The sequence below is a fragment of the Clostridium sp. genome (assembly GCF_022482905.1).
GTDB lineage: Bacteria > Bacillota > Clostridia > Clostridiales > Clostridiaceae > Clostridium_B.
On the sequence record NZ_JAKVOI010000001.1, the window covers coordinates 2,689,653 to 2,711,125 of the forward strand.

General features: G+C 36.7%; 25 protein-coding genes, 1 tRNA gene and 1 other annotated feature. Of the genes, 8 read left to right on the forward strand and 18 right to left on the reverse strand.

Annotated elements, in window-relative coordinates:
• Window positions 1–54: 54 nt before the first annotated feature.
• From LKE46_RS13165 to LKE46_RS13180, 4 genes are all read left to right on the forward strand, one after another.
• Window positions 55–708 carry a TetR/AcrR family transcriptional regulator gene (locus tag LKE46_RS13165; RefSeq protein ID WP_291723156.1) on the forward strand — a complete coding sequence of 218 codons (654 nt, stop codon included), beginning with the start codon at window positions 55–57 and terminating at the stop codon, window positions 706–708.
• Window positions 698–1,927: an alpha/beta hydrolase family protein gene (locus LKE46_RS13170; protein ID WP_291723159.1), complete on the forward strand. Its 1,230-nt coding sequence runs from the start codon at window positions 698–700 to the stop codon at window positions 1,925–1,927. Before LKE46_RS13165 ends, LKE46_RS13170 begins: the two co-directional genes overlap by 11 nt.
• Before the next feature lie 288 nt (window positions 1,928–2,215).
• Window positions 2,216–2,710 (forward strand): EamA family transporter, encoded by a 495-nt coding sequence (locus LKE46_RS13175; RefSeq protein ID WP_291723162.1) that lies wholly within the window; start codon window positions 2,216–2,218, stop codon window positions 2,708–2,710.
• A 151-nt stretch (window positions 2,711–2,861) separates the two neighbouring features.
• Window positions 2,862–3,743, forward strand: coding sequence for an acyl-CoA thioesterase/BAAT N-terminal domain-containing protein (locus LKE46_RS13180; protein ID WP_291723165.1), 882 nt, complete (start codon window positions 2,862–2,864; stop codon window positions 3,741–3,743).
• A gap of 191 nt (window positions 3,744–3,934) precedes the next feature.
• Here LKE46_RS13180 and LKE46_RS13185 read toward each other — a convergent pair whose 3' ends face one another.
• From LKE46_RS13185 to LKE46_RS13220, 8 genes are all read right to left on the reverse strand, one after another.
• Entirely contained in the window at window positions 3,935–4,366 is a 432-nt protein-coding gene (locus LKE46_RS13185) for a hypothetical protein (protein ID WP_291723168.1), read from the reverse strand.
• The gene (locus tag LKE46_RS13190) at window positions 4,353–4,583 is read right to left on the reverse strand and encodes a helix-turn-helix transcriptional regulator (RefSeq protein ID WP_291723171.1); all 231 of its coding nucleotides are present in this window, start codon (window positions 4,581–4,583) and stop codon (window positions 4,353–4,355) included. The genes LKE46_RS13185 and LKE46_RS13190 overlap by 14 nt, the downstream gene beginning before the upstream one ends.
• A 508-nt stretch (window positions 4,584–5,091) precedes the next feature.
• Window positions 5,092–5,373, reverse strand: a complete 282-nt coding sequence (locus tag LKE46_RS13195) for a GyrI-like domain-containing protein (RefSeq protein WP_291723174.1) — start codon at window positions 5,371–5,373, stop codon at window positions 5,092–5,094.
• Entirely contained in the window at window positions 5,370–5,630 is a 261-nt protein-coding gene (locus tag LKE46_RS13200) for a zinc ribbon domain-containing protein (protein WP_291723176.1), read from the reverse strand. Before LKE46_RS13200 ends, LKE46_RS13195 begins: the two co-directional genes overlap by 4 nt.
• Before the next feature lie 74 nt (window positions 5,631–5,704).
• On the reverse strand, window positions 5,705–6,640 hold the full coding sequence (locus tag LKE46_RS13205; RefSeq protein ID WP_291723179.1) for a helix-turn-helix transcriptional regulator: 936 nt from the start codon (window positions 6,638–6,640) through the stop codon (window positions 5,705–5,707).
• 34 nt (window positions 6,641–6,674) lie between these two features.
• On the reverse strand, window positions 6,675–7,394 hold the full coding sequence (locus LKE46_RS13210) for a DUF2812 domain-containing protein (RefSeq protein ID WP_291723182.1): 720 nt from the start codon (window positions 7,392–7,394) through the stop codon (window positions 6,675–6,677).
• Window positions 7,395–7,397: 3 nt separating this feature from the next.
• Window positions 7,398–7,727, reverse strand: coding sequence for a PadR family transcriptional regulator (locus LKE46_RS13215; protein WP_291723185.1), 330 nt, complete (start codon window positions 7,725–7,727; stop codon window positions 7,398–7,400).
• A gap of 131 nt (window positions 7,728–7,858) precedes the next feature.
• Entirely contained in the window at window positions 7,859–8,224 is a 366-nt protein-coding gene (locus LKE46_RS13220) for a VOC family protein (protein ID WP_291723188.1), read from the reverse strand.
• Window positions 8,225–8,350: 126 nt separating this feature from the next.
• Here LKE46_RS13220 and LKE46_RS13225 point away from each other — a divergent pair, with 126 nt between their 5' ends.
• Together LKE46_RS13225 and LKE46_RS13230 are read left to right on the forward strand one after the other, a co-directional pair.
• Window positions 8,351–9,124 carry an SDR family NAD(P)-dependent oxidoreductase gene (locus LKE46_RS13225; protein ID WP_291723191.1) on the forward strand — a complete coding sequence of 258 codons (774 nt, stop codon included), beginning with the start codon at window positions 8,351–8,353 and terminating at the stop codon, window positions 9,122–9,124.
• A 125-nt stretch (window positions 9,125–9,249) separates the two neighbouring features.
• Window positions 9,250–10,095, forward strand: a complete 846-nt coding sequence (locus LKE46_RS13230) for a pirin family protein (protein ID WP_291723194.1) — start codon at window positions 9,250–9,252, stop codon at window positions 10,093–10,095.
• 56 nt (window positions 10,096–10,151) lie between these two features.
• Here LKE46_RS13230 and LKE46_RS13235 read toward each other — a convergent pair whose 3' ends face one another.
• Together LKE46_RS13235 and LKE46_RS13240 are read right to left on the reverse strand one after the other, a co-directional pair.
• Entirely contained in the window at window positions 10,152–11,036 is an 885-nt protein-coding gene (locus LKE46_RS13235) for a MerR family transcriptional regulator (protein ID WP_291723198.1), read from the reverse strand.
• A 291-nt stretch (window positions 11,037–11,327) separates the two neighbouring features.
• A tRNA-Leu gene (locus LKE46_RS13240) sits at window positions 11,328–11,414 on the reverse strand.
• A gap of 286 nt (window positions 11,415–11,700) precedes the next feature.
• Here LKE46_RS13240 and LKE46_RS13245 point away from each other — a divergent pair.
• Entirely contained in the window at window positions 11,701–12,390 is a 690-nt protein-coding gene (locus tag LKE46_RS13245; RefSeq protein ID WP_291723201.1) for a TMEM165/GDT1 family protein, read from the forward strand.
• Between the two features lie 69 nt (window positions 12,391–12,459).
• Here LKE46_RS13245 and LKE46_RS13250 read toward each other — a convergent pair whose 3' ends face one another.
• Entirely contained in the window at window positions 12,460–13,629 is a 1,170-nt protein-coding gene (locus tag LKE46_RS13250; RefSeq protein WP_291723204.1) for a VanW family protein, read from the reverse strand.
• A 133-nt stretch (window positions 13,630–13,762) separates the two neighbouring features.
• Here LKE46_RS13250 and LKE46_RS13255 point away from each other — a divergent pair, with 133 nt between their 5' ends.
• Entirely contained in the window at window positions 13,763–15,013 is a 1,251-nt protein-coding gene (locus LKE46_RS13255) for a competence/damage-inducible protein A (RefSeq protein WP_291723206.1), read from the forward strand.
• A 1-nt stretch (window position 15,014) separates the two neighbouring features.
• On the opposite strand, the gene nth is transcribed toward LKE46_RS13255, so the two are convergent.
• The 7 genes from nth to LKE46_RS13290 all read right to left on the reverse strand — a co-directional run bounded on the left by nth (window position 15,015) and on the right by LKE46_RS13290 (window position 21,466).
• Window positions 15,015–15,656, reverse strand: coding sequence for an endonuclease III (gene nth, locus LKE46_RS13260; protein WP_291723209.1), 642 nt, complete (start codon window positions 15,654–15,656; stop codon window positions 15,015–15,017).
• Window positions 15,646–16,371, reverse strand: a complete 726-nt coding sequence (locus tag LKE46_RS13265) for a lysophospholipid acyltransferase family protein (RefSeq protein WP_291723212.1) — start codon at window positions 16,369–16,371, stop codon at window positions 15,646–15,648. Before LKE46_RS13265 ends, nth begins: the two co-directional genes overlap by 11 nt.
• 54 nt (window positions 16,372–16,425) lie before the next feature.
• A complete protein-coding gene (gene queG, locus LKE46_RS13270; protein ID WP_291723215.1) occupies window positions 16,426–17,400 on the reverse strand; it encodes a tRNA epoxyqueuosine(34) reductase QueG in 975 nt (324 codons plus the stop codon).
• A gap of 24 nt (window positions 17,401–17,424) precedes the next feature.
• A complete protein-coding gene (epsC, locus tag LKE46_RS13275) occupies window positions 17,425–18,018 on the reverse strand; it encodes a serine O-acetyltransferase EpsC (protein ID WP_291725699.1) in 594 nt (197 codons plus the stop codon).
• Window positions 18,019–18,152: 134 nt separating this feature from the next.
• On the reverse strand, window positions 18,153–19,064 hold the full coding sequence (gene cysK, locus LKE46_RS13280) for a cysteine synthase A (RefSeq protein ID WP_291723218.1): 912 nt from the start codon (window positions 19,062–19,064) through the stop codon (window positions 18,153–18,155).
• Between the two features lie 80 nt (window positions 19,065–19,144).
• Window positions 19,145–19,383 (reverse strand) — a binding site (T-box leader).
• 72 nt (window positions 19,384–19,455) lie between these two features.
• The gene (gene sleB, locus LKE46_RS13285) at window positions 19,456–20,154 is read right to left on the reverse strand and encodes a spore cortex-lytic enzyme (protein WP_291723221.1); all 699 of its coding nucleotides are present in this window, start codon (window positions 20,152–20,154) and stop codon (window positions 19,456–19,458) included.
• Between the two features lie 91 nt (window positions 20,155–20,245).
• Window positions 20,246–21,466 carry an Nramp family divalent metal transporter gene (locus LKE46_RS13290; protein WP_291723224.1) on the reverse strand — a complete coding sequence of 407 codons (1,221 nt, stop codon included), beginning with the start codon at window positions 21,464–21,466 and terminating at the stop codon, window positions 20,246–20,248.
• Window positions 21,467–21,473: the final 7 nt, after the last annotated feature.

Here is a 21,473-nt window from a genome sequence, read left to right on the forward strand (position 1 = left end):
ATTATGCTATATTAATGACTGATGTCAGTCATTAATCATTTGGAGGTGTTACTAATGGCAAGACAATCAAGCATCAAAAAAGAAGACCTGCTTTCCACCGCATTAGCTTTATTTCGTAAAAATGGTGTAGATCACACCAGCGTGAGCGATATCGTCAAAGAACTGCATATTGCACAAGGATCGTTTTACAACTATTTCCGATCAAAGGATGATATTTTTGCAGCAGTGTTAGAACTGGTCACGGAAAATACTATAAAGGAGATGCAGAAAACACTGAATCGGACCGATATCAACCCGGTCCAGAAACTTAATCTGCTTACCATACAGGACTTTTGCATGAACCGACATAACGATAGCCTTTTTGATGTTTTATACGAAAGCCGCTATACATCTGCCCATCTGCAGTATATCGTCAGCCGCATCAACAAGCTCAAGCCCATTTATGCAGAACTGATTCGACAAGGCGTAAAAGAAGGATGCTTCACCACCCCTTATCCGGAAGAAGCAGCACAGTTTCTACTTACAGCCACCAAGTTTGTTTTCGACCCTGCGTTCTTTACTTACAATCGGGAAGAAATGCTTCGCATGGCAAGGGCTGTTGGTGACTTTTATGAACGGGTACTGGGGTCAGCACATAACATGCAGATGCAGAACGAGATGGAACAAAATATTGCCGCATATTGGGAGAGTGAATATCATGAAAATTAATATTGAAGACGAACAGATTTCTTTTCAAGTACTACGTATGCTCAGTGAAGTATCTTCAGAGCAAGCTGATGTCAATGAGGTCCTCAATACAGTCCGGACCATCCGGGAGGGTGATTACAACAGTTGGTATGGGGAATGGGCCAGTACGGCAGACCGGGTGTGTCATATTGCCGAAGAATTCCTTGCTGGCCATCATCTCACGAGTGCTGCCGAAACATTTCTGCGAGCGTCCAACTATTATCGGGCCGCAGCTTTCTACCGCGGCGTTTTGATGACGGAAAACTGCAGTGCAGAAACAAGTGACAAACTGGAGCAGATGGATGCACTTGCTCTGGACTGCTTTCAAAAAGTCATCCAATATGGAACAACCGTTATCCTACCTATGGAAATTCCTTATGAAAAGACAACTCTTCCGGCACTTTTTTACCCTGTTTCCAAAGAAGAAGACACAAAGACCGCACCCACATTGATCCTTCTCAACGGATATGACGGCACAAAAGAAGAAATGCACGGCATCGCACTGAAGGCCCTAAAACGTGGGATGAATTGCCTATCGTTTGAAGGCCCAGGTCAGGGTGAGATGATCCGCAGAAGAGAAATCCCGTTCCGTCCGGATTGGGAAAATGTATTGTCACCCGTGGTGGATTTTCTAATTGAGAAGCTAGGCGTCAATTCCCAAAAAATCATTCTGTGGGGGCAAAGCATGGGAGGATATCTGGCACCTCGAGCAGCCGCATTTGAACATAGATTGGCAGCTTGTGTCGCCAACAGCGGAGTTTATGATTTTATGGGTGAGCGCCGGCCTGAGGGTATGGAACGAGAAGAGTTTTTTCAAAACATCGCTACTACGCCAGAGACAAAAGTGGACACCATTATGAAAAAGCAGATGGCTCAAAGCACTCAAGTCAATTGGGCACTTAGGCATGGAATGTATGTCTTTGGGGTCAAAAATCTCAAAGAATTCATGCTCAAGGCAAAATACTATTATCTAGGTGATGTGGTGCAACAAATCAAATGCCCCACACTAATTGTAGACAGTGAAAATGAAACCAACTTTCCAGGTCAGGCAAAGCGGCTCTATGATCAGCTCCGCTGCCCCAAGAAGTATCTGCTGTTTACTCGAGAGCAGGACGCAGCCGAACACTGTGAGGTAGGTGCCAAACTTTTTGCGAACAGCAGCACCTTCAACTGGATCGAAGAGACCCTCCAAAGCATATAAAAGCGATAAAGGCAGGTTTACATATGAATCTTACGGACAAAAATAAAGGCTTTATTTGCAGTGCATCGGCATCTGCTCTCTGGGGAATTCTGCCACTGTTCTGGAATCTCCTCAAGCAGGTACCTTCGGATCAAATACTAGCGCACAGAATTGTATGGGCACTTGCATTCATGGTGATTTATATCTCCTCAATTGGGAAAAAAGGCCAACTGCTCCGTAGTTTTTTACATCCAAAAAATATTGGCTTAGTTTTTCTGGCGACTCTTTTTAACTGCGGCAACTGGTATCTTGATTCTGGTTGCTGCTTACGGAAAATTTCCGTGGATCTCCCTAATCTTAGCCGTCAGCTTCGCTCTCTACGGACTCATCAAGAAAATAGTTCCGCTGAACGCATCTGTGGGGCTAACGATGGAAATGATGCTGACCTCACCCTTTGCCATCGGTTATATCCTTTGGATACAATATGTTGGCGCAGGTGCCATCGGTAAAATTGACCTTTTGACGACGGCGTTATTGCTTAGTTCGGGAATTGTCACAGCTGTGCCGCTTTTACTGTTTGCCGAAGGAGCAAAGCGAACCCGTCTCTCCATAGTAGGTTTTTTACAGTACATTTCCCCTACAATTAGTTTCCTGCTAGGAATTTTCGTTTTTCATGAAAAACTGTCATCCATCGATTGGATCAGCTACAGTTGCATCTGGACAGCCGTTCTTATGTTTGCCTTAGCAGGTATTTTACAACCTAAGTTCGCCCCACCAGCCTATAAACTAGGCTGCAAAAAGTAAAAAAGAAACAAATTACTTTTTGCAGGAATAGTAGTAATCTGCTTACTCATTTCAAAACCTCCTTAACGCAAAAATACAGCATCCACTTGGACACTGTAAACTTAAAATAATATTTTAGAGAAGAGGACTGACCTATGAAATTAAGCAGGAATTGAAAAACTATTACTGTATTAATGTGCCAACGAACTTAGGTACAAATAATATTTGGGAATCGAAAATCTCAGTACAGGCCGACGAGTCTGGAAGAATTTCTCTAAAAGATAGCTGCGCAATTGATGGATCTTACAAAGGAATAGCTCAAATGGGCTTATTTTACAATAGCCAGCCCAAAAATACAAAAAAGATCAAATTGCCTCAAAATCTGAAAAGTATTGCAAAAAACGATAAATTTCAAATTGTAATTTCAATCGTCGAACATGGAAAAGTGATTGCAGCAAACTCATTTCTCAGGTATTACCAATTGCCGACAATTGCATCAAAAGATATCGACTTAGGTGAAGCCTGTGGAAGAGTTTTCTTCGAGAAAAGACAATCACAGAAGCCGGCGATTATCGTTGTCAGTGGTAGCGACGGGCGTATAGAGAAAGCTCAAAATATCGCACAGCTGTTTGCAAGTCATGGTTTTGTGGCCTTAGCGGTGGGTTACTTTGGGTTAGCAGGTTTGTCTAGGAATTTAGAGAAAATTCCGATTGAAATCATTGAACGAAGTGCTTCATATTTAGCATTACTACCGCAAGTTGACGAAAAAAGGATAGGTTTGTACGGGCGCTCAAAAGGGGCTGAACTGGCTTTGACTGCCGCAACATACTTTCAAAACATTAAGTGCGTAGTTGCAAATTCACCTTCGAATATTGTTTTAGAAGGCATGTGTGGGTGGAGACCTTCGCATTCGTCTTCATGGACATACCAAGGTAAAGAACTTCCTTTTAAGAAATTCCACATTGTACAATATTTGCTCACTAAAATTGCTAAGCTGTCTCCGTCAAACAATCCCCAAAATGCTGAAATAAGGAAGTTTACAAGATTCAATTGATTCTTGGGAGCAAACAATCAACTTTTTTCAGCAGGATCTGTAAAAAACAAGCTCATTACACAGCATTGAAACAGAAAAAACATAAGGAAAAGCACAGGGGACGATAGTATTGATGTCAATCCTTCCACTACAGACTACACATAACAAGTACATCAATACCATAATCGTGAGATAAGCTGAACTTCAATTCTCTACATATGTCTTTCATAATGGATTTCAACAACTATCTCAACTATCAGTAAAAAGCCCAGCAATCCACCAGTAACTGTAACAGTAGGAATCCACACTAAATTTGAAGTTAGTCCATACGCCACCAGACCTCCTGCAGTAATAAGAATCAGACAGCCATAAAGAACCTTTAATGTCAGTGACTTGGTTTTCAATTGTAAAAGACTGTTTCTTTCATCCTGTTTTTCAACAATATCTTCTCTTGTAGCTTGTTTGGAAAAAGCACGGGTGAAACCGTTAATACCCATTATGATAAGCACTATAGCAATGACAACACCTTTGATTCGTTGTGGCAAAGAGCTATCCTGCGATAAAATATTAATGATCGCACTAAAGGCACCCAATGCTGTCCATATAACTGCAAAAAACAATCCCCTTTTATTATAAATTTTCATATTGTTGATCCTCCAACTCTTTATTTTCTTTGAGGCAGCATAAATCCTCCACCGTTGTTCCGAATACCTCTGCCATTCGATATGCCAGCATAAGAGAAGGCCTATACTGTTCTTTCTCGATAGAAATGATAGTTCTTGAAGAAACATAAACTAAGTCAGCTAATTGTTGTTGTGTCAAATTAGCTTTTTTCCGTAATTCTCTCACTCTTGTTCTCATGATTTTCTTCCCTTCCTAATATGAAGTTAGCTTCACGGGAAGCTAACTTCATATTACTATAAAACTTCAGGTACTGTCAAGATTGAATATATCTTTTTTATCTCTCCATCTTTTTCCTACATCCGGCGAAGTTTTCATTAATGGAAATTCCGTTTCAAGTGAATACCACAGGGCATTGGGACAGAAAAAACATAGGGAAAAACACAGAGGACGATAGCACTCTGTGCTTTCTTTTATGTTAAAATGAATCTTAGATAATGAAATAAACTAAAACTGATCAAAGTATTTTCGGTGAAGCATTCATACACAAACTGGCCGGTATTCTCGTGCTGGCATTTTCAGTACGATATTTTTGATTCAGCTGGTCTCAAGTGGGTTTCACTGGCAGATCAACTGTCAGGAGGTAAAGCAGAGCACATCATAAACAGACATTTCGTACATAAAATAATAAGGCAATCCTTCTACACGACAGGACTACCTTATTATTCACAATCTACATCAGAACATGCTACTTAACGGCTACATATATATCTACTTCAGAATTTTCACTGCCATCATATCTCTTGTCATAGAATTCAAAATCCCCTGTATAAGTCCTTTCTATATCACCTTTCCATACATATTCCCAAACCTTACGTATACTGTCAGGCATCTTTCCTCTAGCAGTTATCACACAATATTTTGAGGATGGTATTACTTTTGATACCATACTCTTAGGTATTGTAGCCAAATCTGAAACTTCACATCCAACTATTATAGCCTCATCTTTTTCAACTATTTTAAAATTCATAAACGCTTTTTCCACCTTTTAAGATTGGGAAGACAGTTTTTCATGAGTGCTCTTGCCTCATTTTCATCCATACCCTTTTCCTTCATAAAAGGCACACAAGTTTCAATCATCTCTTCCATGGTTAAATCCGGCTGCTTGAAGGCCCCTTTTTCGTAACAATATATGCAGTATTCATGATTTTTACTATCATTTGAGTTAGTTCCATAAAATTCCTCACTTAAAGGCATCCCGCAGCTTTGGCAATATTCCCGTTCCATAATATATTCTCCTTTCATATGTTGATACAACCATTATACAGGAAAGCTTTGACAGCATTATGTCATGTTCGAATTCATTTATACGATTCTATTATCTTTCTGCACTTTTCTTTTATAATTTCCTGTATATGCCGTGGTTTCAGAACCTCTACATATTCACCATAGCTCAATATCATTGAATAAACCCAGCTGTCTTCAATAACTTCAGTATTCACTATGACACTTCCATCTTCAAGAAATTTAACTTCGTCTTCATTAAAATAGTCCTGTATTCTATACCTTACCTTTCCTGAAAATTTAAGAGAGATTTTTATAGGGGGCTTTTGAGGAGATTCAGTCTTTACATACTCCCCATAGGAAATTCTGGACTTGCAAATTTCTTCATCCATAATCTCCAATCCATCTATTCTGGTCAATTTAAACATCCTATAGTCTTTCCTAAATGTGCAAAATGAAAAAACATACCAGGAGAATCCTTTAAACACAAGGGTAACAGGTTCCACCTTTCTGAATATATATTCTCCTCTTGCGTTCCTGTAGTTAAAACTTATACATTTATTATCCTTTAGTGCTCTATATACCGTTTTATATTTAATATTTTCCTTTTCAGACTTTTTAAAGCCCCAGGGCAGTGTATCTATAAATACCTGTTTAAAGTGCAAATCAACTGCACTCCTTTTGTTGGAGGGTATGATACTCTTGACTTTTTCCATGGCTATCTCCACATTTCTGTCACTCAGAACTCCGTTTATATTTTTCAAAGCTTCCACTATGGATATCATATCCTCCAATGTGAGAAACTGATGATTTATCTTGTAGTTGTCCAGAATATAAAAGCCTCCATTGTTGCCCTGACTTGAAGCTATTGGAATTCCTGACATATTGATCGCTTCGATATCCCTGTAAATAGTTCTTACGGAAACTTCAAATTTTTCAGCCAATGCCATTGCAGGTATTTTCTCCCTGTTTAAAAGCATTATCACAATTGCCAGTAATCTGTTTATTTTCATTAATTACAAACCCCATTTCCGACAACTAAAGTCTCTATTTTATAAAACAAACTAATGCCCAGGATAAAATTAACATAAAACAAAGAATATAGTATATACTGTTGGATACATTCAGAATATTAAATATATTTAAAGCTACTGAAATTACAGACAATAAAAGCATAATCATAACTAAAGCAGCTATAATTTTATAATTTTTGCTGGAAACCTTGTTTCTATTTTTGTTGACTTTATTTATTCTAAAATAAAAGGACATACATGGAAGCCCTGAAAAAACAGCAACTATAACTGCAGGTATTAAAAGGCTTCCAAAAATTTTTCTACATATATCGGGTATATAGCCATATTTGGAAAGCAATGTTAAAATAAAAAGTAAAATAGTACATAGAGACGCTGGTATTGCCGTTTTTTGGGTCATATTATATTGACATATATATTTTTCCAATTCAGTATCATTGTCAGTATATATAGAGTTTGTTTCTTGAGGTGCACTAAATATGTGAATTGTATTTCCTAAAGAACATACATGAGACCACCCGGCTTCTTTAAAGTACAAAAAATATTCTTTATCTGGATTTATTCTATAATCAAGTGAATATTGCAGCCGCTGTGGCTCGGCCTTTTTTAGCTTATATCCAAAAATCCAAAATTTATACAGAATCCAGCCTTTCCCCGCATAGGATGATAGCATTTCCATTTCTTGCTTTTCTGCAAAAGCTAAACCCATACTCATAACATACTTTGTGTTAAACATATTTTATAACATCTCCTTGTTAAATATCTTTTCAGCAATTTCAACCATTTGACGTTTTTTTTCAACTTCATTTTTCAAAAACCTAATACCTTTATCTGTAATAATATAAATTTTCCTTTGTTGTAATTCCCCATTAAGCTTTATCAGACCACCATCAAGAAGTTTTTTTATACTTGTATATAATGATGCAGGTCCTATTGAAAATTTACCTTGAGACAACTCTTCAATTGATTTCATAATCAGATATCCGTGTTTAGGCTTTATTAAAGAAAGTAAAATATAATAATAGGCATCCGTAAGTTCACCCATCTTTAAAGAATTACTTCTAGGCATGTTTACCTCCTATACTATATCATTTAATGATATATATTTTATTAAATTATATCATTAAATGATATATGCGTCAATAGATGTGAAATTGTTCGATGTTACTATATGTTTAAGGTAACTGCAAACTATAGGTTTTATCTGCTTTCAACTATCTGAATCTCCACTCCATCTGGATCTTCTATAAAAAAGAATCTGACTCCCGCTGAAGGTGAGATAGGTCCTCTTTTAATTGAAATACCTTTCTCTTTCATATATTCAATAATTTCATCCAGTGAGTTTACTTGAAATCCAATGGAAATTCCCCTGGTCTGAATCCGTGAATTATTATCTCCACTGCATATCAGTTCAACTTTAGGCCCATCTTTTTTCCCAATCATTGCAATATCAATTCCTGGATTTGGACTAAACCTTTTAAAAATTTCAATTCCCAGAAGTTCGTTATAGAATTTCAAAGATTCCCGCATGTTTTTTACACTTAATGTTATCCAGCATAAATTCACATTATCTCCTCCTTTTGATGAGTAATTCAAATATATTACACCCATATTATAGCATATAAGAAAATCTCTATGGAAAACACAGATATGCAATTTTTTGTGATATACTATCATGGAGGTGGTAATAAAATGGGAATAGCCATAGTAACTGGTGCTTCAAGTGGATTGGGCAAAGAATTCGTCTATCAGATTGCCTCTAAAGAAAAGAATATTAATGAGATCTGGGTTATTGCCAGGCGGGAGGAACGTCTAAAAGAACTGGCTGACAAGGTTGACATTCCGATTCGGATTCTGCCGCTTGACCTTGCCAAAAGGGAAAATATCGATTATTTTATAGAATATCTGGAAACACGGAAACCTCAAATCGACATGCTGGTAAATGCTGCAGGATTCGGGAAAATCGGCAGTTACAGTGACATAAGCCGTCTGGACAATGACAATATGATAGGTTTGAATTGTCGCGCTGCCGTGGATATGACTACAGCAGTATTACCATATATGAAAAGAAAAAGCCGCATTCTTGAGATCTGCTCAACATCGGCCTTTCAGCCCTTTCAGTATCTGAATGTATATGCAGCTACCAAAGCATTTCTTTACAGGTACAGCAGAGCTCTTAGAATAGAGCTGCTGCCGAGAGGTATACATGTAACCGCAGTATGTCCCTACTGGATCAGGGATACTGAATTTATCCCCAGGGCAAGACACAACGGAAATGAGAAAAGAATTAAAAATTTCATATTTGCAGGCAAAGCAAGAAATGTGGTGATCATGGCACTTAATGACAGCAAAATAGGTTTTCCTGTATCTACTCCGGGGCCAGTATGTTTTATTCACAGGATAGCGGCCAAATTCATTCCCCATGAAATCATGATGTGGGTATGGGAATTGATAAGGAGACTATAATCCCATCTACTACCCTTTTATTATTGTGTTTATTGCACAAAATGATGTAATATATATTATAATACTGGAGTTATATACCTACAAGACAGTATACAAACTATAATAAGTCGGAGGGGGAATACCATATGTCAATTAGAACTGTAAAAAAAATAGTAAAGGGAACTATTCAGCAGGATGGTGCAGGAGTAAAACTTTTACGTGTACTTGCCCTTGATACAGTCAAGGAATTTGATCCTTTTCTAATGCTGGATGTTTTTGATTCAGAAAATCCTTCAGATTATATTAAAGGATTTCCATGGCATCCTCATAGAGGCATTGAAACTGTAACATATCTTATTAGCGGGAAAATTGAACATAGTGATAATCTTCACAACAAAGGTATTATTGAGGATGGCTGCTGTCAGTGGATGACTGCCGGAAGTGGAATAATCCACCAGGAGATGCCTCAGCCTTCAAAAAGAATGCTGGGATTTCAACTCTGGATAAATATTCCCGGGAAAGACAAGATGTGTATTCCCAGATACCACGATATAAATGAAAACAGTGTGCCCAAAATAGAGGGAGAAGGCCTTACTGCAAAAATAATATCAGGACATTGTGGAAATACTCCTGGAGCTTTTAACGGAGAATACGTAAAAGCTGACATTTGGGATATTAATATGGAGACACAAGCTGAATGGTCTATTGAAACAGATATACAGTCTACTGTATTCATATATATTTTTAATGGATACGGATATTCCGGCAAAGATGAGAAAGATTGCATTAAAGAAAAAACTGCAGTTTTGTTCAATAGTGGAGAAGAAATTAGAATTTGCTCCGGTAAAGATGGAATGCGTTTTATAATATTTATGGGTAAGCCCCTTAAAGAACCTGTAGCCTGGGGAGGTCCTATTGTTATGAACACAAATGAGGAACTTGAAAGGGCCTTTAAAGAAATTGACAATGGAACTTTTATAAAGAATCACTGATTCCCATAAGAACAGCAGGTGATTTATAAATTACCTGCTGCAATTTCATTTTTTGACTATATATTTTTTACTCCGGGATATTTCTTGAGCATTATTTCATTTGCAGCCTCCAGGTTCTGAAGATATTCACAATATGATTTACTAAGTATTTTCATATTGCATACAAGAATTTCCCTATAACCACTTTTTTGTTGAAATGTCCTCATAGCTTGTTGAATTTTAGCAGCTGTTGAATTTTTATATTCATCCGAATTTTTATATTCAATATACTGTTCTATCTCCTCATGATGACGTTCCAGATAACCCCCGGTATCACTTATAACTTCAATAATATTATTATTCATTTCAGTTTCCAGTTCTGCAATGTCTATTTTACCGTTTACGCTTAAAAATGCTTCTAAAAATTTAGAGAGTTCCTCAGATAAATACAAATCTACATTATCAAGATAGTTGACAATTGCCTCATAAGCCTTCTGTTTTTCACAGGAATCAACAGATTCATTTAGAAATCTCCCGAAATGGAGAGTCAGAAATAAACCGTAGTCTCCGGGAAATGCAAATATAAGCTTTTCTTTTATTGTATATAAATTTTTATCATGAACCTGCATATAATCGAATTCCCGATTTATATCATAGTCTTCGATCAAGTTTGTCATAAATTTTTTTATGGCATCAAGGTGCTGTATTCTCAGTTCTGTAACATATCTGAATTTTGCCAGCTCTGACGGCTTATTTGAACTTGCCAATATTTTTTTAATACCTGCGGTGCTTATTCCACATCTTCTAAGAACCGATATTTCCTTAAGTGTAGATATATCATGGTCACTGTAATCCCTATAACCATTTTCAAGAATATGTGGGTTAATCAAACCTTTAGCCTCATAATATTTTATCGCCTTTTTTGTGAGTCTGCATTTCTCACATACTTCTTTTATCAGCATAGTTTTCCTCCCAATACTGTTTCTATTGCTTTTAAAACTATCTTAATCCAAATCCCAGGGGAACAGTCAAATCTTTATCTCATCAGCAACAAGCCCAAAATGATATTGGCGTTATTAAATTGTTTACCGGACTGATTCCAGCCTAAAAAAGAGAAACACTCTGCTTTCTTCTAAAAAAGCAAAGTGTTTCTGTGAAAAACGAAGGTTCTAAATTTTTCATTTAAAACCCTCGTCAAGCCACATAAGCGTTGGTTTTTAAGCCTTGCGTCTATTTTGGCATAATCCTTGATTTGGTGCGGATAACAGGAATTGAACCTGCATGAAGTTGCCTTCACTAGAACCTGAATCTAGCGCGTCTGCCAGTTCCGCCATATCCGCATGATTATAAACTCACATGACACGAGGTATATTATAACACAAACAAGTCAAGAAAACAATATATAAATTGCACTGATTTCTATTGTCTATAAATATGATTTATGATATCATAAGTACTATAAATTTTAAAAGGGAGTAACTGCCTGTATTGGTGATAAAGTCAACATACTGACCTTTGGGTCTGGCTTTATCGTGGCTGCTTTCAGTCAAAGTGAGACTTTTAATACAATGTTTTTGTTGTATTTTAAAGTCTTTTTTTATTGTTTTAAAAGGAGGTATTATTAAAATGACAGTAATTATCAAGGCACTGCTGCTCGTAGTTGCAGCTGAAATGGGTGACAAGACCCAGTTGCTTGCTATGGCAATGGCAAGCAAGTATAGGATAAAGCAGGTATTAACAGGGGTATTTGTTGCCACAATCCTCAATCATGCCCTTGCAGTAGCTGTTGGAAATTATTTAAGCTACATGATACCAATGGATACAGTAAAAATTGCTGCCGGTGCAGCATTTCTTGGATTTGGTTTCTGGACCCTGCGTGGAGATAAAATTGACGAGGATGGCAAAAAAAAGAGCAAATTCGGACCTGTTATTACAGTAGCAACAGCTTTTTTCCTGGCAGAAATGGGTGATAAAACTCAGCTCATGACAATAACCATATCTGCACAAAGCAGCCAGCCGCTACTTGTACTTATGGGATCTACAATAGGAATGTTAATTGCAGATGGAATAGGAATACTTGGAGGTGCATGGATGTGCAGACACATTCCCGAAATGTACATAAAATGGGCGGCAGGAATAATATTTATATTCTTCGGAACAATTACCATCTACAACGCCGTCCCTCTCTGGATGATTAATACTTTTTATATAACCATCTACATTATATCAGTAGCTGTATTGGCATATTTATTCGGAATTAAATTTTCAAATCTTGGCCAGGCCTGTACTATGCCCCGAAAAAACAACACAAGATAGTTAATACCTTGTTATGGCAAGGAGCTGCCCAAAAATCAATTTTGGGACAGCTCCTAAAAATTTTGGCAATTACCTTGAAGCAGCTGAATTGGAGTATAGATTAAATACAACATTCCCTCCGGAAGTATAGCCCTGTATATAAAGAGGATATTTGAAATCATTCCTGAATTTATAGTCTATATTTCCATAATCCACAGTTGCATCCATTCCCTCCTCAACATAGTGTACCGGAAGTGTGTGATGCACCCTTTCAGTGGATGTAAGCTTGGCCGCATTTACTGCATTATAGAGCGTTGTAGATACCTGACATATACCTCCTCCCAAGCCATCCTCCAGCTTATCGCCAATTATCACCGGAGCGGCTTTATAACCTTTAGCTGCAGTTCTTTCACCTACCACTCCATTAAAGCTGAACTCATCACCCGGCATGATCACTGTTCCATTTATACTTTTGGTGGCAAGGACTATATTATTTGCCCTCTGTGAGGATGATACTGAGCCATAGTTTGTACTAAAACTTGAAACAAGCGTATCCACTTTTTTCAAGTCACTGCTTTTTATCTGTGCAGAGGTAATTTTTAACCTGGCCTTTATATCAAGATTACCGGATACATCTCCATCTATTTTTGACAATAACTGCTTTTCAAGTTCTTCCTGGTCCAGTTTAATTCCATTTTGCTCAGGTGTTACATTAAATCCGATTCCACCCATACTTATAGTTGAATTTATAGGATCTCTATCTACTTCAGACGCAATTTTCTTGATTAATTCCTTAACTGGAGCTTTATTATAAAAAAATTTCAAGTTATAGTTTACCATATCAGGATATTTGATCAATTTATACTTCTTAAATATGTTGGCATCTTTTCCATAAGAATATGCTAAATTCACAGTATCATCCACATTAAACCTGGCATTAATGCGTGAATAACTTAAATTATAATTCATGTCTCCTGCCGATATATTTATTTTCTTGTTCTGTATTTTCTGAACAAAAGCTTTATTTAAAATGTCCCTGGCTTCTTGTTTTGTCCTTCCGGATAAGTCCAAATTTTGAATAGTTACACCCGGATAAATTAAATTGTCCCATTTTTTTATATCCTTATAGTTATATAATAAAATTCCTGTAATGACACTAAAAAAAATAACCAAACAAGAAATGATTATTACTGCCAATTTCTTTTTTCTTGAGTTTTTTCCATGTCGTTTAGATCTCCTTGAGTTATTTGTCTCTCCCATGTCCAATCACCTCTTTCCACAATTCACACATAATATTATACTATAGAGTTATAAACTTTTATATACCATACAGTAAAGTATATGTATTTTATGATATTATAAGTCTATAAATTATTTTATGGAGGCAGTATTTATGAAAGCAGAAATTTTATGTGTTGGAACAGAACTCCTGCTGGGAGATATAGTAAATACCAATGCCCAGTTTATTTCAAAAGAGCTGGCAAATCTAGGCATAAACGTATATCATCAATCCGTAGTAGGCGATAACCCTGAAAGACTTTTAGAAGAACTCCACAATTCCTTTAAAAGGGTCGACCTTGTTGTAACTTCAGGAGGCCTCGGTCCAACTCCAGATGACCTCACAAAGGAAATTGGGGCCAAGTATTTCAATAAAAAGATGATTCTTGACGATTACACTGTTGATAAGTTGAAAAACTATTTTGAGGCAATGGGAAGATCCTATCTCAAAGGAAACAATCTAAAACAGGCATACTTCCCGGAGGACTGCATCATACTTAAAAATGATCACGGAACCGCGCCTGGATGCATTATAAATGAAAAAGGGAAAATACTTATAGTTTTACCCGGACCTCCAAGAGAAATACATCCAATGTTTCTAAATTATGTACTCCCTTTTCTGAAGAACTATCAGGATGGAATTATCAAATCGGAAGTTTTAAGGATATATGGAATTGGTGAAGGTGAGATGGCCGAAAGAATAAGAAATCTAATAGACAATAGTAAAAACCCTACAATAGCCCCTTATGCCAAGGACAATGATGTAACGCTTAGAATAACGGCCAGGGCAGATACAGAAACTGATGCATTAAATCTTATAAAACCTCTCAGAGAAAAAGTAGAAAGAGCTTTTGGTGAAAATATATATGGATATGGAGAAACTTCAATGGAGGAGGTAGTATCACATCTTTTGATTGAGAATAATCTTACCATATCCACGGCAGAATCCTGTACAGGCGGGCTTGTGGCTGCAAAGCTGATAAATTGTACCGGTATATCTTCAGTATTTTTAGACGGAGCCATAACCTACAGCAACAGAGCAAAAATGTACAGATTACATGTAAAAAAGGAAACACTTGATAATTTTGGAGCTGTAAGCGAACAGACAGCAAAACAAATGGCCGAGGGCATAGCCAGGACTTCAAATACCGACATAGGATTATCTACGACGGGAATAGCAGGACCGGACGGAGGAACTTCTGAAAAACCAGTTGGCCTCGTATATGTAGGTCTTTATATAAAAGGGAAATTATTTGTAAAAGAACTTCATATTTCAGGAGAAAGAAACAGGGTAAGGAACAGGGCAGCTGTATCTGCTCTTGACTTTTTAAGAAGAACACTTGCAGGGAAAAGGGATAAGGACTAAATCAGTCCTTATCCCTTTCTCCATTAAAGTATTCGCAATAAGGTGCCACCGGACAGTGATCACAATCCGGTTTCCTCGATTTGCATATACGTCTTCCATGCCATATAAGATAATGATGGGAAATACTCCATTTGTCCCTGGGTATATTTTTCATGAGTTCCTCTTCAACTTTAAGCGGTGTCTTCCCCCTGCCAATGCCAAGTCTGTTTGATACCCTGAACACATGGGTATCTACTGCAATGGCTGGAACCCCAAAGGCGTTGGACAGAACCACATCCGCAGTCTTCCTTCCGACTCCAGGGAGTTTTATAAGTTCATCCATAGTATCCGGTACTTTCCCGCCATAATCTTCTATAATTGCCCTGCTGGCCGCAAGTATATTTTTACTTTTGTTTCTATAGAATCCACAGCTTCTGATTTTCTCCGCAAGTTCCGATTCCGTAAGTGTAATCATTTTCTCCGGAGTATTGAATTCCTTGTATAACTCATCTGTAACCTTGTTCACCCTGACATCGGTGCACTGGGCGGACAATATGGTTGAAACCAGCAATTCGTAAGGTGAATTGAACTCAAGTGCACATTTTGCCTCGGGATAGGTTTCCCCCAGTATTTCAAGTATTTTTTCTACATTTTTACTTATCATTTTTGCCACCTTCATTAAAGCTATATATGCCTCTATATTTCTCTGGTAGAAGTTTTGCTATCTCATACATCAAGAAATCAGTTGCCCTCTCTTCATATGCATGTTTTCCTTCATTTTTGTTTCTTTCCGGTATTTCAGTATACCTTCCTATATTGACTGTAATTTTAGCAGGGTGAAACTTCTCAAGCGCCATATCCTTGTCACTTATAGGCAAAAACTTTTCTGTGCCGTATATTCCTACGGGAACTACTGATGCACCGGTCAATTTCTGTATTAACACCAATCCCCTCTTTCCCTTGTTCAAAGACGCTGTTCTACTCCTGGTTCCCTCTGGAAATATAAGCACATTTTCACCACTTTTCAGGGCTTCCACCGTACTTGATATTGCCTTTTTATCAGCTGAATTTGGTTTTATAACTATAGTCCGTGCCATACTCATTCCCAATTTGGTTAAAGAATTATTGTTCAATTTCATACCTGCAACAAAGATCGGATTCTCATGTTTGAGCACTTCTCCAAGCACCAGCGCATCTGAATTACTAAGATGGTTGCATAGGAACAATATAGGCCTTTTTACATCATTCAAATTTTCTATACCTATTGTAGTTATATCAGCATATTTTTTTAAATATCCATTGAGTATTTTTTTCGATGCAAATCCCAGAAATCTTTGTGGAAGACATCCTATTAATTTTACCATAAATGGAGAAATCATAATGAAGCCACCTTTCCTCAATAAACCCTTATAAAATTCAACACCTATATTAAATTATAAGTTGAAAAGCTGTAAAAGTCTATCGTAATAATATTTTACATAAGGCGACCTCATATTTTTAATTTCTATCTCTTTACTCAGAGTAAACGCATTTATCAATCCATTTCTAATAATAATATTCTTCCCTCTCCAGCCGCAGGATGTCCTTCCATATTTCTGTCTGAATATTTTATTGTCCATATTTATAATTTCATTTAAATTTATGTGTTCCATAAAATCAAAGGGCTTAAATTCAGGTATATGTGAAAAATGCATATTTTTGTTATATGGACATACATTCTGACATACATCACATCCAAATAATCTTCCCTGAAATTTAAAAAACCATTCATCATCAATACTTTTTTTCTGAGTTATATACGACATACATATATTATAATTGTTTCTGCTTATAGCTTTAGTAGGACAAGCCTTCAAACACAAATCACAGCTCCCACATCCACAATTTAAAATATTATCAACATCAGCATCAATATCAATATCAGTTATTACTTCACCAAGAAACACATAAGAACCATACTTTGGAGTAATAAGTGTATTATTTTTTCCTATAAATCCGATACCGGCCAGTTTAGCTATGTACCTTTCAGGAAGAGCATTGCTGTCTACAAGAGCCACTGCTCTTCCGCCGATACTTTCTATAAAAGAACATATCATGTTCAAATATTTAAGTACAACGCCATGATAGTCCTCCCCCATGGTATAGAATGAAAAGCCTATATCACTTTTATATATTTTCGGAAATAAATAGGGAAAGGCAACAGATATTATTGTCTTTCCCCCTTTCATATATATACAAGGATCAATCCTCTTTTTTTCATCTTTTTCTTCAAATTCATTACTTATCAACTTTAAATTTCTATAATGAAAATAATCATACAGTTCATAGAATATTCTGCATTCAATAAATCCAACTGTATCCAGTCCTATACTATTACAATAGTCAACGATGGAATCCCTTACGGTCATATATTCACCTACTTTAAAGAAAAACTATATCATCATCTCATTATATATCTTTTTTCTCTTTCCTGCATAGTCATTTATCTCTATAACTTCGCATCTTTTTCTATATATTATTCTCACAGGTACACCAACTGCCGTACAATCCGATGGAATATCTTCAAGTACAACTGCATTGGCACCTATTTTGACTCTGTCACCCACAACTATTGGTCCCAGTAATTTTGCGCCACTTCCAATAAAGACATTGTTTCCAACAGTAGGATGCCTTTTACCAGTTTCCTTGCCTGTTCCACCAAGAGTTACTCCATGATATAAGGTAACATTATCTCCGACCTCAGCCGTCTCTCCTATTACAACACCCATGCCATGATCTATAAAAAGTCCCTTTCCTATTTTTGCTCCAGGATGTATTTCTATTCCGGTAAAGAACCTTGAAAGCTGAGATATTGCCCTTGCAATAAAAAACATTTTTTTATTGTAGAAAAAATGAGCTATTCTATAATGTATTAATGCATGGATACATGGATACAATAAAAATACTTCAAGTGAGTTTCTAGCTGCAGGATCATTTTTCATAGCATTTTTTATGTCATATTTCAAAATTTTAAAAAAATTCATAATCAAATCTTCCCTTCATTCAATCTTAAAATTCAAATGATTGATTAATACTATCCGGGCTTTAAGCCGCTCATAATTAACCCGAGTCCCGGATAGATATTAAAATCTAGCTTTACAACTCACACTAGGTTAAAGCTTTAACTATATAATCCCATTGATAGATATTTTTCTCCTCCATCAGGTGCTACTGTAACTACAGCTTTTCCACTTCCAAGTTCCTTGGCTACCTGCAGTGCAGCATATACATTGGCTCCGGAAGATATTCCTACCAGAATTCCTTCTTCTTTTGCCACAATTCTTGCATACTTGAAGGCATCTTCATCGGTTACAGTTATTATTTTATCAATTAATTCAGGCTTATATATATCAGGTACAAAACCTGCTCCGATTCCCTGTATTTTATGCGGTCCTGTCTGCCCTCCGGAAAGCACTGGCGAATTTGCCGGTTCAACTGATATTACTTCTATATTTTTGTCATGTTTTTTTAAATTCTCTCCTACTCCTATAACTGTACCACCAGTTCCAACACCTGCAACAAATGCATCCACCTTATCAAGATCCTTAAGTATTTCTTCTGCAGTTGTTTCATAATGTTTCTGTGGATTGGCAATATTTACAAATTGCTGTGGTATATAGAATCCTGGCTTATCCTTTGCTATCTCATAAGCTTTCTCTATGGCACCTTTCATTCCCTTTGTTCCATCAGTGAGAACCAACTCTGCGCCATAGGCCTTTATGGTATTTCTTCTTTCAATACTCATGGTCTCAGGCATTACTATTATAACTTTATATCCCTTCAATTTTCCTATCATGGCAAGAGCTATACCGGTATTCCCGCTTGTAGGCTCAACTATGGTATCACCTTTTTTCAACAAGTTTTCCCTTTCAGCTCTTTCAATCATTCCAAGTGCGGCTCTGTCCTTTATGCTTCCACCGGGATTGAACTTCTCAAGCTTTAGATACACATCTGCTGCCCCTTCTATTTTGAGATTATTTAATTTCAATAATGGCGTACTTCCAATCAAGTCTATAGCATTTTCAAATATCATTTATAGTCCTCCTAATATAAAAATTAATATTTTAAAATAGATTTTCAGCATATCAAAAAGCTTCATCTCTATGACATTCATATAGAGACGAAGCTCAAACTCCGCGGTTCCACTCTCATTGGACAAATAGTCCCAACTTAATCAAGCACCTTGTTAATGCTCAATCACTATAACGGGTGAACCCGATGCAGCCTACTGTTATTTCAGTACACGACTCAAAAGGGCACTTCATTTAAAGTAAATTTAGAAATCTCCCAGCATAAAATTTCCTCTCTTAAAAATTTGCCTTCAAATTACTTTCCTTTTTCAATGTCTTTTCAGTTTCATAGTATTTTATATTTACACTATATATTATACATCTAACTGCATTTTTGTCAATAAATTTTTAAATTTATCTGCAGAATCTATGCTTGCCGATAACCTTTATAAGTGGTCTTGACCATATCCATGAACTGGTTGCTGTTGCAGGGTTAAAGTAATAGATGGCCCCTCCGGACGGATCCCAGCCATTCAATGCATCCCTTGCAGCATTTATGGAGCTCTGCTCCAGATTTGCATGTATCTGGCCGTCAACTATGGCTGTAAAAGCTCCTGGCTGGTATATTACCCCTGCCACCGTAGATGGGAATTTGGAATCCCTTGTTCTATTGAGTACGACTGAACCAACTGCAACTTGACCCTCATAAGGTTCTCCTCTTGCTTCCCCATTTATGAGCCTTGCAAGAAGCAGTTCGTCCTGACTATTTGTGGATGCGTTTTGAGAGGATGATCCTGTATTTATACCGAGAGCCTTCAAAGTAGCATCTCCTGCTACCCCATCAGCTTTAAGCCCATTTTTGGATTGAAAATACTTCACTGCAGTAAAAGTCTGATATCCATATACACTGTCTATACTTCCATTATAATATCCCCAGTTCTTCAGTTTTGTCTGTATCCTGGCCACGGCACTGCCCTTTGATCCATAGTAATATGCTATTGCTTTTACTGCATTATTGTAGGGTGCTATGAACATAGAACTTCCCATATATGTGACAATAATTGCGAGAGCAAGTATCACTTCCCTTTTGAATCTCAGTATTTTTTTTGCCATACAAATATGCACCTCACATTCAATATAAATAAAACTGACTTCACATGTAATATACTTATATGGTGTGCATATGGCATAAAAAAATACATAATCAAGTAAACAATTTTAAAAGGACAATTAAAAAAACACCCTGCGAAAATAAAATGAAAACATACAGTACAAAATTCTGAAAACCGCGATTCACCCTGTCCTCCATTATTTCTGGGTCATTTGCAATTTTAATTATAAAAACAAGTATAGCAGAAGATAGAACTCCGACTACGGCCTGGGTGACTACTATGGTATCAAAAAAATTACAGCGGGACACAACGGCAACAAGTGAACCCAATATTATAACGAATAAAAAAATACCAGAAAATACAGGTACATCTTTTATTTTGTTGTCTTCTCCGCTTTCAAATCCAAAAGACTGGCATATTGAAAATGCCGTACATGAAGGTATTATAAAACAGGCTAAAACAGACACTGAAAACATTATTGCCGTATATATAATATATGGTCTATTTGAAAGAGGTATAAAAATTGCGGACATATTAATTACACTGTCTGCAGCGATACCACTCTTTCCAAGTACTTCGAAAGCTCCTGCAATTATGAAAAAATCTATAATTACAACAGCCATACTTTCTATACATATGGCTATTTTTTGATATCCATATTTTTTTACAGGTATTGATTTTTCCACTATTGAAGACTGTATGTAAAATTGGATGTAGGGAGCAGTTAACACCCCTACAACAGCCAGAAGCAAAATAAAATACGTGGTTTGGAATTTAATTCCAGGATTCAATGCCCTAAAAGCTATATAACTCATATCCGGCTTTACTACAAGTACCAGTGCTATATAAAAAAGGAGAACTATTTGCAGCACAATAAACACTTTTCTTGTCAATTTACAATTATTCCTGGCAAATACAAGCCCTATTACAATTGCAGCACAGGGAATTGATATGTATCTGCTTATGTTAAATACAACTAAAGCCAGGGCAATACCTGAAAAATTCGCGGCAGCCGAACAAATATTTGCCGCCAGGAATATAATCATAGCAATAAAAGTCCATTTGACTCCAAACTTTTCCCTTATAAGATCAGATAATCCTTTTCCTGTAACTACAGCTATTCTGGATATCATTTCCTGGATAAGTACAAAAAATATTCCTGTAACAGCCAGTTCCCACACTATGGAATATCCATATCTCGACCCCAAAATAGAAAAAACAGTTATGGCACCTGCATCATTCAACACTGCAGCTGCCATAATACCTGATAAAATTATAGTACATACAAGGAGCAGTCCTCCTCTATTTTTCATTATTGCA